Source organism: Mesorhizobium sp. NFR06 (genome assembly GCF_900115245.1).
Classification (GTDB): Bacteria; Pseudomonadota; Alphaproteobacteria; order Rhizobiales; family Rhizobiaceae; genus Mesorhizobium.
The window spans coordinates 21,581-34,919 of sequence record NZ_FOVT01000001.1; the positions used below are offsets into that span (position 1 = coordinate 21,581).

General features: G+C 64.0%; 11 protein-coding genes and 1 pseudogene. 5 read left to right on the top strand and 7 right to left on the bottom strand.

All coding sequences use genetic code 11. From position 1 onward, the window contains the following. Positions 1–7 precede the first annotated feature (7 nt). From F3H96_RS00105 to F3H96_RS00140, 7 genes are all read right to left on the bottom strand, one after another. Positions 8–2,587 (bottom strand): PAS domain-containing sensor histidine kinase, encoded by a 2,580-nt coding sequence (locus F3H96_RS00105; RefSeq protein ID WP_149789913.1) that lies wholly within the window; start codon positions 2,585–2,587, stop codon positions 8–10. Between the two features lie 190 nt (positions 2,588–2,777). Further along, positions 2,778–4,178 (bottom strand): adenosylhomocysteinase, encoded by a 1,401-nt coding sequence (gene ahcY, locus F3H96_RS00110; protein ID WP_149789914.1) that lies wholly within the window; start codon positions 4,176–4,178, stop codon positions 2,778–2,780. A gap of 350 nt (positions 4,179–4,528) precedes the next feature. Beyond that, positions 4,529–4,825, bottom strand: a complete 297-nt coding sequence (locus tag F3H96_RS00115; RefSeq protein WP_149789915.1) for an HPr family phosphocarrier protein — start codon at positions 4,823–4,825, stop codon at positions 4,529–4,531. Next, positions 4,822–5,223 (bottom strand): PTS sugar transporter subunit IIA, encoded by a 402-nt coding sequence (locus tag F3H96_RS00120; protein ID WP_027166957.1) that lies wholly within the window; start codon positions 5,221–5,223, stop codon positions 4,822–4,824. Before F3H96_RS00120 ends, F3H96_RS00115 begins: the two co-directional genes overlap by 4 nt. A 164-nt stretch (positions 5,224–5,387) precedes the next feature. Further along, the gene (locus F3H96_RS00130; protein WP_149789917.1) at positions 5,388–5,849 is read right to left on the bottom strand and encodes an HPr kinase/phosphorylase; all 462 of its coding nucleotides are present in this window, start codon (positions 5,847–5,849) and stop codon (positions 5,388–5,390) included. A gap of 14 nt (positions 5,850–5,863) precedes the next feature. Then, positions 5,864–7,648 (bottom strand): sensor histidine kinase, encoded by a 1,785-nt coding sequence (locus F3H96_RS00135; protein ID WP_149789918.1) that lies wholly within the window; start codon positions 7,646–7,648, stop codon positions 5,864–5,866. Positions 7,649–7,760: 112 nt separating this feature from the next. Then, positions 7,761–8,462: a response regulator transcription factor gene (locus tag F3H96_RS00140; protein ID WP_006201274.1), complete on the bottom strand. Its 702-nt coding sequence runs from the start codon at positions 8,460–8,462 to the stop codon at positions 7,761–7,763. Positions 8,463–8,803: 341 nt separating this feature from the next. Here F3H96_RS00140 and F3H96_RS00145 point away from each other — a divergent pair, with 341 nt between their 5' ends. The 5 genes and pseudogenes from F3H96_RS00145 (at position 8,804) to F3H96_RS00165 (ending at position 13,232) form a co-directional block, all read left to right on the top strand. Then, positions 8,804–10,414 (top strand): phosphoenolpyruvate carboxykinase, encoded by a 1,611-nt coding sequence (locus tag F3H96_RS00145; RefSeq protein ID WP_149789919.1) that lies wholly within the window; start codon positions 8,804–8,806, stop codon positions 10,412–10,414. Between the two features lie 81 nt (positions 10,415–10,495). Further along, complete coding sequence (gene arfB / locus F3H96_RS00150; protein WP_149789920.1) at positions 10,496–10,933, top strand: alternative ribosome rescue aminoacyl-tRNA hydrolase ArfB; 438 nt, start codon at positions 10,496–10,498, stop codon at positions 10,931–10,933. A gap of 106 nt (positions 10,934–11,039) precedes the next feature. After that, a pseudogene (locus tag F3H96_RS00155) lies at positions 11,040–11,228 on the top strand (LysM peptidoglycan-binding domain-containing protein); the annotation flags it as partial. 94 nt (positions 11,229–11,322) lie between these two features. Beyond that, positions 11,323–11,940, top strand: a complete 618-nt coding sequence (locus tag F3H96_RS00160; protein ID WP_149789921.1) for an alpha-ketoglutarate-dependent dioxygenase AlkB — start codon at positions 11,323–11,325, stop codon at positions 11,938–11,940. A 77-nt stretch (positions 11,941–12,017) separates the two neighbouring features. After that, a complete protein-coding gene (locus F3H96_RS00165; RefSeq protein WP_149789922.1) occupies positions 12,018–13,232 on the top strand; it encodes a glycosyltransferase family 87 protein in 1,215 nt (404 codons plus the stop codon). Positions 13,233–13,339: the final 107 nt, after the last annotated feature.

Genomic DNA, 13,339 nt, shown 5'->3' on the forward strand with positions numbered 1-13,339 from the left:
AGAGCCGCTACTCGGCCGCGTCGCGGATGCCCGCCGGCGTATCCGGGATACCCGAAGGCTTGTCCGGGAAGGTGCAGATGACCGTGGTGCCCTTGTCCTTGCCGGTCTCGATGCGCACGGTACCGCCGTGCAATTCGACGAAGCTCTTGACGATCGAGAGCCCCAATCCGGCGCCGCGCCGCCGCCCGCCATTGGCGCGCGGCTCGAAGCGGCGGAACACCGATTCCAGCACGTCCGGCGGCATGCCCGGGCCGTCATCATGCACCGAGAACTCGACCCCGTCGGCCAACCGGCGGCACGTCAGCGTGATCGTGCTCGCCTCCGGCGCGTAGTTCGCGGCGTTGCTGAGCAGGTTGTAGAGGATCTGGCGGATGCGGGTTTCGTCGCCATGGAAGCTCGCCGGCGCCTCCGCCGCAACGATCTCGAGCTTGATCCGGTGCTCGTCCAGCCGGTCGGCGACCAGTTCGGCCGCCGCGGCGATTGCCCGCTCGATGTTCATTTCGGAAATGTCGAGCTGCATGATGCCGGCATCGACCGTCGCCAGGTCGAGGATATCGTTGACGATGGTGAGCAGCACCGACGACGACGAACCGACATGCTCGACATATTCGCGCTGCTTCGGCGTCAGCGGCCCGGTCGCGGGCAGCGACAGCAGCTCGGTGAAGCCGATGATGTTGGTCAGCGGCGAACGCAGCTCATAGGACACGTGCTGCACGAATTCGTTCTTCAACTGGTCGGATTTTTCCAGCGCCTCGTTCCTGTCCTTCAACGCCCGTTCGACATTGACGGTGTCGGTGACGTCGACGAAGGTAATCATCACTTGGCCGTTCGGCAAATGGATCACCGCGTAGCTCAGCACGTTGCCGTTCATCAGCTCGATCTGGCCGCGGCGGTCGCGGCGCTCGTCGTCGAAGCCGGTGACCGCGGCGACGAAACCGCCCCACGGGCTGTTCGCGGCCCGCTTGTCGCACAGATCGCGGATCGCCGAAACATGGACATTGGGCTTGACCGCTTCCACCGTCAGTCCCCACAGCGCGACGAAGGCCGGATTGGACAGGCGCAGCCGCCCGTCCGGACCGAACACGACCACGCCTTCGGCGAGGTTGTCCAGCGTCTCGCCCTGCACCCGCACCGCAGTCTGGTAGCGGCTTTCGAGGTCCATCTTCTCGGTCAGGTTCTCGAACACCCAGGTGACGCCGCCTTTCGGCTGCGGGTTCGCCACCACGCGGATCGTCTTGCCGTCCGGCAGGTGCCACCAGTGCTCCTGCGATTCGACGGCGCGATAGGCGCTGAGCAGGTTTTCCTTCCAGCGCCGCCATTCCGGCTGCTCGGCGATCTTGCCTTCGCTGCGCAGCCGGTCGAGCAGCAGCGTGTTGGAGGGCGCGCTGAGCAGGAAGCCGCTGTCGAGACCCCAAAGCTTCTGGAAGGCCTGGTTGAAGAAACGCAGCTTCTCTTCGGTGTCGAAGATCGCCACCGCTGTGTTCAACTGGTCCAGCGTGTCGGCATGGCTGCGCACGGTCCGTTCATATTCGGCGCGGATCGTTTCGGCGGCGCTGGTGTCGCAGGCAAGTCCCGCCGAACTGTCGGCGCCGGCAAAGTCGGTGACCGCGAACATGCGGCGGTCGCCTTCGATCACGGTGGAAAGCGTCTGTTCGAAGACCGGGCGCGACTTGTGCTGCTCGGCGATCTGCTCGCGCGCCTGGCCGCCAAGGAATTCCTTGGCCTCGCGCACCGCCGTGGCCGCGCTTTCCGCCTCCACCGCCTCGGCATAGGCGCGGTTGACCCACTGCAGGCGTCCGTCCGCCCCGCGCAGCCATGCCGGCATCTTCAGCGCGTCGAGCAGGCCCAGCATGGTGTCGTAGGCGGCGTTGAGCCGCTGGTTCTCGATCTTCAGCCTGGCCTGGTTGCGCAGCGTCTCCGACAGCGAGACGAAGCGCACCAGCACGTGCGCCGCGCTCTTGCGCCCATGCACTTCCAGCGGCGCGCCGGCTTGCGTCTCGATGACGAGATCGAATGCCCTCGCCTGTTCGCGCAGCGCGGCAACCGCGTGCTCCAATGCCGCCGCCGAGCGCGGCATCAGCCAGCGGCCGAAGGCGAGGAAAGCGGACCTGTCCTCGGGCGCGCCGCTTTCCAGCGGCAGGCTGCCGATGAGCTCGGGTTTCTTGTTGTCCGAGGTCCAGACGACAAGGCGCTGGTCGCGAAGATTGAGCAGCCCCTCGGAGCGCTGCAGCGCCGCGTTGACGTCGGCGATGCGGGCTCTGAGCTGCACGTTCTGCGCGGCGGTGCGAGCCCGCTCGCGGATCAGGAAGATGGCCGAGACCAGCGCCGCGCCCATGACGCCGACGAACATGGCGAGCTGCATGACCTCGACGGTGCTGACTGACGTGCTGGCTTTTTCCGGGAGGTTCGTCTCGGCGCGCGCGGCGAGGGCGAGCAACGGACTGGCAAGCGCCGAGGTGGCAAGAAGCAAGGCGAGCCGCATGCCGGCACGGACGCCGCCGCCCTTCACGGCGGGGCCGGCCTTGATCGAATCCCTATGGCCGCCGGAAACGGCCGCTCCCGCGCGTGGCGGGTAATCCCCCGGCATGTCTTGGTCCTCTTCGCCGCTTGAATGCAAGACCGCCCTGAATGCGTCCCCGGCCCAACATGTCCCCGGACCGCGAATCACAACAATAACGCTTGCCGGAATCGACGTGAAGAATCATTGGCGCAAAAAATAAAGCCGGGCGGAAAGTCAACCACCCGGCTTCAATATATGGTAGATAATTTCTCTTTGGTTAATAGCGGTAGTGTTCAGGCTTGTACGGGCCCTGCGGAGTCACGCCGATATAGGCGGCCTGTTCGCCGGACAGCTCGGTAAGCTTGGCGCCGAGCTTGTCGAGATGCAGCCGCGCCACCTTCTCATCGAGGTGCTTGGGCAGCACATAGACCTGGTTCTGGTACTGGCCGTGCTTGCTGAAGAGTTCGATCTGCGCCAGCACCTGGTTGGTGAACGAGGCCGACATGACGAAGCTCGGATGTCCGGTGGCGTTGCCGAGGTTGAGCAGGCGTCCTTCGGACAGAAGGATCATCCGCTTGCCGTCCGGGAAGGTGATCATGTCCACCTGCGGCTTGATGTTGGTCCATTTCAGGTTGCGCAGCGCCGCCACCTGGATCTCGTTGTCGAAGTGGCCGATATTGCCGACGATCACCATGTCCTTCATCGCCCGCATATGGTCGAGCGTGACGACATCCTTGTTGCCGGTGGTGGTGATGACGATGTCGGCCGTGGGCGCTGCGTCTTCCAGCGTGACCACCTCATAGCCGTCCATCGCCGCCTGCAGCGCGCAGATCGGGTCGACCTCGGTGACCTTGACGCGAGCGCCGGCGCCGCGCAGCGAGGCCGACGAACCCTTGCCGACGTCGCCATAGCCGCACACCACCGCGACCTTGCCGGCCATCATGGTGTCGGTGCCGCGGCGGATGCCGTCGACCAACGATTCCTTGCAGCCATATTTGTTGTCGAATTTCGACTTCGTGACGGAGTCGTTGACGTTGATCGCCGGGAAGGGCAGCAGGCCCTTCTTCTGCAGCTGGTAGAGCCGGTTGACGCCGGTGGTCGTCTCCTCGGTGACGCCGCGGATCGCTTCCCGCTGCTTGGTGAAGAAACCGGGCGAGGCCTTCAGGCGCTTCTTGATCTGGGCGAACAGGATCTCTTCCTCCTCGCTGCCGGGATTGGACAGGACGTCCTCGCCGGCCTCGGCGCGCGCGCCGAGCAGGATGTACATGGTGGCATCGCCTCCATCGTCCAGGATCATGTTGGAGGTGCCGCCGTCGGTCCACTGGAAGATGCGGTCGGTGTAATCCCAGTAGTCCTCCAGCGACTCGCCCTTGACGGCGAAGACCGGGATGCCGGCCTCGGCGATCGCCGCAGCCGCATGGTCCTGCGTCGAGAAGATGTTGCAGGACGCCCAGCGGATGTCGGCGCCCAGCGCCCTCAGCGTTTCGATCAGCACCGCCGTCTGGATGGTCATATGCAGCGAGCCGGTGATGCGCGCATCCTTGAGCGGCTTCTTGGCGCCGAACTCCTCGCGGCAGGCCATCAGGCCCGGCATTTCGGTTTCGGCGATCTCGATCTCCTTGCGGCCCCAGCCGGCAAGCGAGATGTCGGCGACCACATAGTCCTTGCTACCCGTCATGGCAGTGCTCCGGTGTGATTTATCTCAAAAGCGCGCCGGCGCCGGGACGGCGCATGGAGGGCGCGAATTGCCGGCCTGACTAGCAGATCGGTCGGCACGCGACAATGGGATATAAAGAAATCTTTATGCGCGCATGTCCTGGAAGCGCGAAATGCTCCGTGAAATCCGCGCAAACGCCGGGGATTGGTTGAAGCCGCCCCGACCTCGTCATTCTAGGGTCTTCGCGACGGAAGCTTCGCTCCTGCTCCGCCCTAGAATGACGATCGCGACGGGCGTTTCGGCCAATCTCCAAGGCATGCCACCTGCCAACGCAAACAGAGCCGACCGGTCAAAATCCCTGGGCTGAAAAACTAGATTTCCTCGCCGAAGCGCGAGGCGACCAGCTGCTCCAGCGCGTCCATGGCCGGCACGGCTTCCGGGCCGCTGGCAATGACGCGGATCGAAAAGCCTGGGCTCGCCGCCAGCATCATCAGGCCCATGATCGAGGTGCCGCCGACCTTCACGCCGTCCTTCTCGACATGGATGGTGGCGTCGAAGCCGCTGGCGACCTGGACGAACTTGGCCGAGGCGCGTGCGTGCAGGCCGCGCTGGTTGATGATCGGGAACTCCCGCACCACCTCGTCCTTCTCCGGCGCCTGCGCGTTCATTTGCTGCTCAGGAGCTGGCTGGCGACGTTGATGTATTTGCGGCCCGCGGCCTGCGCTTCGTCGAGCGCGGCGGCCATGTTGTCGCCCTTGCGGATCGAGGAAAGCTTGATCAGCATCGGCAGGTTCATGCCGGCGATGACCTCGGTGCGGCCGGATTCCATCACCGAGATGGCGAGGTTGGAAGGGGTGCCGCCGAACATGTCGGTGAGCACGATGACGCCGGCGCCGGTATCGACGCGCGCGACGGCGTCGACAATGTCGGCCCGGCGCTGCTCCATGTCGTCGTCGGCGCCGATCGCCACGGTTTCGAAATTGTCTTGCGGCCCGACGACATGCTCTACCGCATGCCGGAACTCGGTGGCGAGTTGACCGTGCGTTACGAGCACGAGTCCGATCATTCTCTGGTGGCTCCCGTCATCGCCGCTTCACAGGCGTATCTTATGTTCGCCGGCCAATCCAGGCGGCGGGAGCGCTATCTTGTCGACGCACGGCCGGTTGACAAGCCCAAAATTGCGGCCGCCCGGGCCATTTTGACGCATCGCAACAAAAAACCTGGGCCGGATCATGAAAAAGGCTGGATCGACAGCCGCGCCGTCAACATGGGCAGCGCGGCCGTGACATTTTGCCGGGGGACGTCGATGCGGGGCAGCCGGCAGCTGGCGATCGTCTCGGTAGCCTCGTCCTGCAGACGCGCCATTCCGGCGCCTTCGACGAGCCGGACGACGAGGTCGATTACGCCCGTCGGCTCGAACGCAAGCGGCCGCGGGCCGATGCCGTGCACCTCGGCGAGGCCGGCGATGGTTGCCGGCGCGCGGCACACAAGCCGGCCGCCATGAACGGTCGCAAACAGCTGGTCGTCGCCGACCAGCCGGGAAAACACCCCGTGGATGCGGCAATGATCGAGGAGCGCCAGCGCCAGCGTAGTCTTGCCGGCCCCCGACGGCCCGGTGATCAGCACGCCGCGCTCGCCGATCAGGATGGCCGTGCCATGGATGTTGCGGGGCTTGGTGGCGGCGTCCGGCATGTTCGGTTTGGCGATCAGCCTTCCGCGGGCAGCGTCACCACGAAGCGCGCGCCCTTGATCTCGCCGGGCTTGGTGCCGGGGATGTTCTCGGCCGTCAGTGTGCCGCCATGCGCCTCGACGATCTGGCGGCTGATCGAAAGGCCGAGGCCGGAGTTCTGACCGAAGGCTTCGCCGGCCGGCCGGTCGGTGTAGAAGCGCTCGAAGATGCGGTCGATCTTCTCCGCCCGGATGCCCGGGCCGTTGTCGTCGACGGTGATGATGTTGAACTTGCCCGCGCGGGCCAGTGAGATCGCGATGTGGCCATGCTCGTCGGGCACGAAGGAGCGCGCGTTCTCGATCAGGTTGGTGATGACCTGGCCGATCCTGAGGTCATGGCCGACAACGAAATAGCCTTTGGCGCCGGCCGGCAGCTTGGCGACCTTGAGCTCGATCTCGACGGCCTTCTTGTTGCGCGTCGTCTCGCGCGAGACCCCGATGAGGTCGGTGATGAACTTTTTCAGGTCGACCGTCCCGGCATCGTCCCGCGCCAGCTCGGCATCGAGCCGCGACGCGTCGGAGATGTCGGTGATCAGCCGGTCGAGCCGCTTCACGTCGTGCTGGATGATCTCCATCAGCCGCCCGCGCGAATTCTCGTTCTTCGCCAGGGGCAGCGTCTCGACCGCGCTGCGCAGCGAGGTCAGCGGGTTCTTCAGTTCGTGCGACACGTCGGCGGCAAAACTTTCGATGGCCTCGATGCGCGCATAAAGCGCGTTGGTCATGTCGCGCACGGCGATGGACAGGTTGCCGATCTCGTCCTGCCGGTCCGAGAAGTCCGGGATTTCCTCACGGCTCTTGACGCCGCGGCGCACCCTGACGGCGGCGGCGGAAAGCCGCCTCAGCGGATTGGCGATGGTCGACGCCAGAAGCAGCGACAGGATCGCCGTGACGAGAGCCGCCACCCCGAACACGCGCAGGATCGCCTTGCGCTCGGCCGCGACGATCTTGTCGATGTCGCCGCCTTCGGTGGACAGCATCAAGACGCCGAGCACGGCGCGAAAACGCTGGATCGGCACCGCGACGGAGACGATCTGCTCGCCCTGCTCGCTCACCCGCACGATGGTCGAGGGGCTGCCGGTCAGCGCCTTGACCACTTCCGGGAACGCGGCGCCGTTGCCGCCAGGCTGCTCGTGATAGACGGGCAGGTCCTTGTTGCGGAAGAAGTCGAAGATGAATTTCTCCACCCGTTCCAGCAGGTCCGGCTGCTCGTCCTCGACCGGCGGCAGGTCGTAGCGCAGGATCTGGCCGCGTGAATAGAGATGGCGCGAGTCGAGCAGGAGGTTGGCGTCGCGATCATAGATGCGGGCGCGTGTGCGCGTCGGCGAGATCAAGCGCCTGAGCACCGGCGCGACGCGTTCGGGATTGATCGGAAAATCGAGATTGTCGAGCTGGTCGGAACCCGGCCCCAAGCTTTCGCCGGCCTGCAGTTCCAGCAGCTTTTCCGGGTCGATGCTGATCGAATCGGTCTCGACAGTCGCCGAGGCCGCGATGGCGCCGGCGATGATCTCGCCCTGCGTCATCAGGCTTTCGACGCGCGCGTCAATCAGGCCGTCGCGGAAGGTGTTGAGATAAAGGATGCCGGTGACCAGCACGGCGAGGCCGGCCATGTTGAGAAACAGGATGCGCCGCGTCAGGCTGGAGAAGATGTGATGGCCGAGAAACCGGCGCATCGGCACCGTGATTTTCGACACGAAGCCGGGCACGATCCGCGGTGGACGCCTTGCCGTGCCCGCCCGTCTGCCTCGCTCTACTTCCACTGCCATCGAATAGCAGGCCCTGTTTGGTGAATGGTGAGCAGTGAATGGTGAATGGAAACGAGCGGTTCAGCGCTCGCACCATTTACCATGTTCCATTCACCATGCACCACTCACTCTCTCAAGCTTCGCGAAACCGGTATCCGACTCCGTAAAGGGTTTCGATCATCTCGAAGTCGTCGTCGACAGCCTTGAACTTCTTGCGCAGCCGCTTGATGTGGCTGTCGATGGTCCGGTCGTCGACATAGACCTGCTCATCATAGGCCGAATCCATCAGCGCATCACGGCTTTTCACCACGCCGGGGCGTTGCGCCAGCGAGTGCAGGATGAGGAATTCGGTCACCGTCAGCGTCACCGGCTCGCCCTTCCAGGTGCAGGTATGCCGCTCCTGGTCCATCACCAGCTGGCCGCGTTCCAGCGAACGGGCCTGCTGGCTGGGCGCCTTGGCGGCCGCCTCGCGGGCGCTGGTTCGGCGCAGCACCGCGCGCACCCGCTCGACCAGCAGGCGCTGCGAGAACGGTTTGCGGATGAAGTCGTCGGCGCCCATCTTGAGGCCGAACAATTCGTCGATCTCGTCGTCCTTCGAGGTCAGGAAGATGACCGGCAGGTCCGACTTCTGGCGCATGCGGCGCAACAGCTCCATGCCGTCCATGCGCGGCATCTTGATGTCGAGGATGGCCAGGTTCGGCGGTCGCGCCGCCAGGCCTTCCAGCGCTGAGGCGCCGTCCGTGTAGGTTTCGACCCGGTAGCCCTCGGATTCGAGCGCGATCGACACCGAAGTCAAAATGTTGCGGTCGTCGTCGACAAGCGCGATTGTTGCCATTTCAAGCGGCTCCCTCATGAGCTGTCCCTTCTGTCGTCGAGAAGGGGCTTTTGCAGGACAAATTGGGTACAAAATGTGGCACGAGCCCAGTCCGAAGTCACGGGCGGCCTGCCGCTACACACCATCGCACCCGTGTTGGGATTGGACGAAGCAAGCCTGCCAATCCTTTGGGCAACCTCTGTGATTTTTTGCACATATAAACGATTTAAACAACTTTCAAATTCTTTAAATCGATTAAAGATTTGATATCATTCGGCTTTTCTGGTTCTGAACCTGGCGGCCTGTACGCAGGCCCCGGGAAACCACCCGTCATATGCGGCCAAATCCAGAGAGGAAATTTGATGTCGGAAGCCGGCAAACGCAACCCCGACTGCGCTATTGACGCGATCGGCCTGATGACAACGGGCATGGTGCGCTACAATTTCGGCGCGGCCGAACTCTATGAGGAAGCGATCCGGCGCGGCGAGGCGAGATTGACCGCGAAGGGCGCGCTGGTTGCCGAAACCGGGCAGCACACCGGCCGTTCGCCCAAGGACAAGTTCGTCGTGCGCGACGAGGCGACCGACCGCCAGGTCTGGTGGGACAACAACAAAGCGATCTCGCCGGCGCAGTTCGAAGCGCTGCTTGCGGATTTCAAGGCTCACGCAACCGGCAAGGACCTCTACGTGCAGGACCTCGTCGGCGGCGCCGATGCCGATCTCAAGCTGCCGACCCGAGTCGTCACCGAATTCGCCTGGCATTCGCTGTTCATCCGTAATCTTTTGATCCGCCCCGAGGCCGCCGAGCTCGAGCGTTTCGTGCCGCAGATGACGATCATCGACCTGCCCTCGTTCCGTGCCGATCCGGCGCGACATGGCACCCGCACGGAGACGGTGATCGCGGTCGACTTGACCCGCAAGATCGTGCTCATCGGCGGCACCTCCTATGCCGGCGAGATGAAGAAGTCGGTGTTCACCATGCTGAACTACCTGCTGCCGGAGAAAGGCGTGATGCCGATGCACTGTTCGGCCAATGAGGGGCCGGACGGCGGCACGGCCGTTTTCTTCGGCCTGTCCGGCACAGGCAAGACGACGCTGTCGGCCGACCCGTCGCGCACCTTGATCGGCGACGACGAGCACGGCTGGGGTCCGCAAGGCATCTTCAATTTCGAAGGCGGCTGCTACGCCAAGACGATCAGGCTGTCGGCCGAGGCCGAGCCGGAGATCTTCGCCACCACGCAGCGCTTCGGCACGGTGCTGGAGAACGTCGTGCTCGATGCCGGCCGCGTGCCGGACTTCAATGACGGCAGCCTGACTGAAAACACGCGCTGCGCCTACCCGCTGGACTTCATCCCCAACGCCTCGAAGACCGGCCGCGCCGGCCATCCGAAGAACATCATCATGCTGACCGCCGACGCTTTCGGCGTCATGCCGCCGATCGCCAGGCTGACACCGGCGCAAGCGATGTACCACTTCCTGTCGGGGTATACCGCCAAGGTCGCCGGCACGGAAAAGGGCGTCACCGAACCGGAAGCGACGTTCTCGACCTGCTTCGGGGCTCCGTTCATGCCGCGTCACCCGTCCGAATACGGCAATCTGCTGCGCCAGCTCATCGCCAGCCACGGTGTCGACTGCTGGCTGGTCAACACCGGCTGGACCGGCGGCGCCCACGGCACCGGCCGCCGCATGCCGATCAAGGTGACGCGGGCTTTGCTCGGCGCAGCGCTCGACGGTTCGCTGAAATCGGCCGAGTTCCGCACCGACGCCAATTTCGGCTTCGAGGTGCCGGTGGCGGTTCCAGGCGTCGACGGCGCCATTCTCGATCCGCGCTCGACCTGGGCGGACAAGGCCGGTTACGACAGCCAGGCCGCGAAGCTGGTCAATATGTTCGCCGTCAATTTCGAGAAATTCGAAAAGCATGTCGACGCCGCCATCTTGGGCGCCGCGCCGCATCTGCAGGAGGCAGCCGAATAGTCGCCGCCGCAAGGCTTCGTTGCTCCAAAGGCCCGGCTTCGGGCCTTTTCTTTTTGCCGTGGTGGCGTCATGAGTGCGTGAATGAGTGCCGACGACAGGATCATCATCGCCAACGACGCGGTCATCCAACCGGGTGACCTGCATGAGGATTTCATCCGCTCGTCCGGTCCAGGCGGCCAGAACGTCAACAAGGTGGCCACCGCGGTGCAGCTGCGCTTCGACGCGGCGAACGCTTCCGGCCTGTCCGAGCGCGTGCGCGAGCGTGCCATCAAGCTTGCCGGCCAACGCGCGACCAAGGACGGCGTCATCGTCATCGAGGCCGGCCGCTTCCGCACCCAGGAGCAGAACCGCGCCGATGCGCGGGCGCGGCTGACGGCGTTGATCGCCAAGGCGGCCGAGCCGCCACCGCCGCCGCGCAAGAAGACCAGGCCGTCCAAAGGCGCCGTGGAGCGACGCCTGAAGAGCAAGGCAGGCCGGTCTACCGTCAAGAAGCTGCGTGCTCGTGTCGAGAACGACTAGAGCCGGATGATTTCAGGTCGAGTCGACCTGAAATCATCCGGGTCTAAATCAAAGATATGGAGCATAATGTCGTCCGAAAACCGCTTCACACTTTTCGGCATCATGCTCCAGGCAGCCGACGCTCTATACGGTTCAGAAGGGCGACAACCTCTGGAAGATTGCCGAGAAATCTTACGGCAAGGGCCAGGGCGCGAAGAACAACATCATCTTCGAGGCCAACAAGCCGATGCTCACGCATCCCGACAAGATCTACCCGGGCCAGGTGCTGCGCATTCCGGATATGAAGGAGGCCTGACGGGACGGACCGCAGAGATTGCGCAAACGGCGGCTTTCGGGTCGCCGTTTTCCTTTGTTGGTGGCATGTTTGGGCGATTAAACCGGATCGACCCATGCTCGTTCTGCCCAAAGGCGTCCGCCATATGCCGGGTTACCTCGCCCGCCCCGCCCAGGAAGCGCTGGTCGAGGAGATCAGGCGCGTCGTGCAGGCAGCGCCCCTCTACGTGCCGGCGATGCCGCGCACAGGCAAGCAGATGAGCGTGCGCATGACCAATTGCGGCGCGCTTGGCTGGGTGACCGACAAGGACCGCGGCTATCGCTACCAGCCGACGCATCCGGTGACGGGCGAGCCCTGGCCGCCGATCCCCGAGGTGTTGCTGAAACTATGGCGCGAAGTTTCGGCCTACCCACACCCGCCCGAGGCCTGCCTGGTCAACTTCTATGCGGCGGACGCCAAGATGGGCCTGCACCAGGACCGCGACGAGAAGGATTTCGCCGCGCCCGTTGTGTCGGTCTCGCTGGGCGACGACTGCCTGTTCCGGGTCGGCCAGAGCACACGTGAAGGCGGCACGACATCGTTCAGGCTGAAGAGCGGCGACGTCGTCGTGCTTGGCGGCGAGGGTCGCCTGAGTTTTCACGGCGTCGACCGTATCTATCCGGCGACGTCGGCTCTCCTGAAGAATGGCGGCCGCATCAATCTGACGCTGCGCCGGGTGACGGTGCCGGGCTGACGATCGCGGGATGGTGCCGGAGCAACGCGATCTTAAGGGCACCGGGACTAAAGATCGGTTGCGAAACCGAGGTCGCCATGCAGCCGAATTGGATCAAGACCAGAAGCCTCTTGGACGTGGCCATCGTCACGGTCGTATCGATCATCGCTCTGTGGATGGCCGAGGTCTATCTGAGCACGTTGTGGAACCTCGACGGCAGGGGATTTTCCGAGCTTTCGCGCAGGCTTCCCTACTGGGACTTCACCAACCTCTGGGCTGGTTCGCGCATGGCAATCGACGGCCACGTTGCTACCCTCTTCGACGTGGATGCCTACCGCGCGGCGTTGCGCGACATGTTCTCGCCCGACCTTCCAAATCAGGAATGGAGCTATCCGCCGAACATCCTGTTGCTCGGCGTTCCGCTTGCCACCTTGCCGATCCTGCCCGCTTACCTGATCTGGACGGTTGGGACCATTGTGTGCCTGTGGCTGGCGATCCGGCCGCTGAAGCTCGGAGCGGCCTTGGAACTGGCGATTGTCTTGAGTCCCGCCGTGATGTGGAACTCGGTCTTCGGCCAGAACGGCGCGCTGACGACTGCTCTGTTGATCGGCGGCCTCGCCGTAGCGCCCAGGCGTCCGCTGCTGGCCGGAATTCTGTTCGGCATGCTGACGATTAAGCCGCACCTTGGCATTCTCGTGCCCTTCTGCCTGCTCGCCAGCCGCAACTGGCGGGCCATCTTCGCCGCCATCGCGACCACGATGGTGATCGCCGTCGCCACAAGCCTGTTCTTCGGCTTCGATGTCTGGCGGTTGTTCCTGACCGAAACCCGTCCCTTGATGACCGCGATCATGGAGGCGCCTTATCCGCAGCCTTATCAATACAACGCGATAACTGTGTTTTTCACGGCAAGAGCAATCGGCTTCGGGCTGACCGCCGCCTATGGCGTGCAGGCGGTCGCGACCGTCGCTTCCATTGCCGCGGCGATCTGGCTCTGGTGGCCGGGGCGCCTGGTTTCGCATCAGGAACGCGTGGCGCTTACCGGTGTCCTTGCTATCCTGGCCACGCCCTATGGCTACACCTACGACGCGATCGGTGTGGCCATAGCGGTCGCGATGCTCGCCACAATGGTTTCAAGGCCGCCTCGACTGATACTGGCGATTTGCTGGCTCTGGCCCTTCGTCACGCATTTTTTCACCTGGGGCGGATATTGCGTCGCTGTCCTGATCCCGCTGTTCCTGGCTGCGTGGATGCTGCTTTCGATATGGACGAGAGGCCGGAAGGCTGAAATGTCCGGAGAGCCATCCCTGGTGTAGCGGTCCAAGGCCCCGCATGCGTTTGATGCTGACCGCAGCGCGAAGTCAGCCTTGGAGCAATTCCAGGAAAAGTGTGACACGGTTTTCCGTCAGGAATTGCGTCAAAA

Coding starts and splice junctions, on each gene's coding strand:
- F3H96_RS00120 (WP_027166957.1), bottom strand. CDS start 5,223: ATGATCGGACTCGTGCTCGTAACGCACGGTCAACTCGCCACCGAGTTC.
- F3H96_RS00130 (WP_149789917.1), bottom strand. CDS start 5,849: ATGCCGGACGCCGCCACCAAGCCCCGCAACATCCATGGCACGGCCATC.
- F3H96_RS00165 (WP_149789922.1), top strand. CDS start 12,018: ATGCAGCCGAATTGGATCAAGACCAGAAGCCTCTTGGACGTGGCCATC.
- F3H96_RS00145 (WP_149789919.1), top strand. CDS start 8,804: ATGTCGGAAGCCGGCAAACGCAACCCCGACTGCGCTATTGACGCGATC.
- F3H96_RS00105 (WP_149789913.1), bottom strand. CDS start 2,587: ATGCCGGGGGATTACCCGCCACGCGCGGGAGCGGCCGTTTCCGGCGGC.
- F3H96_RS00115 (WP_149789915.1), bottom strand. CDS start 4,825: ATGAACGCGCAGGCGCCGGAGAAGGACGAGGTGGTGCGGGAGTTCCCG.
- F3H96_RS00140 (WP_006201274.1), bottom strand. CDS start 8,462: ATGGCAACAATCGCGCTTGTCGACGACGACCGCAACATTTTGACTTCG.
- F3H96_RS00135 (WP_149789918.1), bottom strand. CDS start 7,648: ATGGCAGTGGAAGTAGAGCGAGGCAGACGGGCGGGCACGGCAAGGCGT.
- F3H96_RS00160 (WP_149789921.1), top strand. CDS start 11,323: ATGCTCGTTCTGCCCAAAGGCGTCCGCCATATGCCGGGTTACCTCGCC.
- arfB (WP_149789920.1), top strand. CDS start 10,496: ATGAGTGCCGACGACAGGATCATCATCGCCAACGACGCGGTCATCCAA.
- ahcY (WP_149789914.1), bottom strand. CDS start 4,178: ATGACGGGTAGCAAGGACTATGTGGTCGCCGACATCTCGCTTGCCGGC.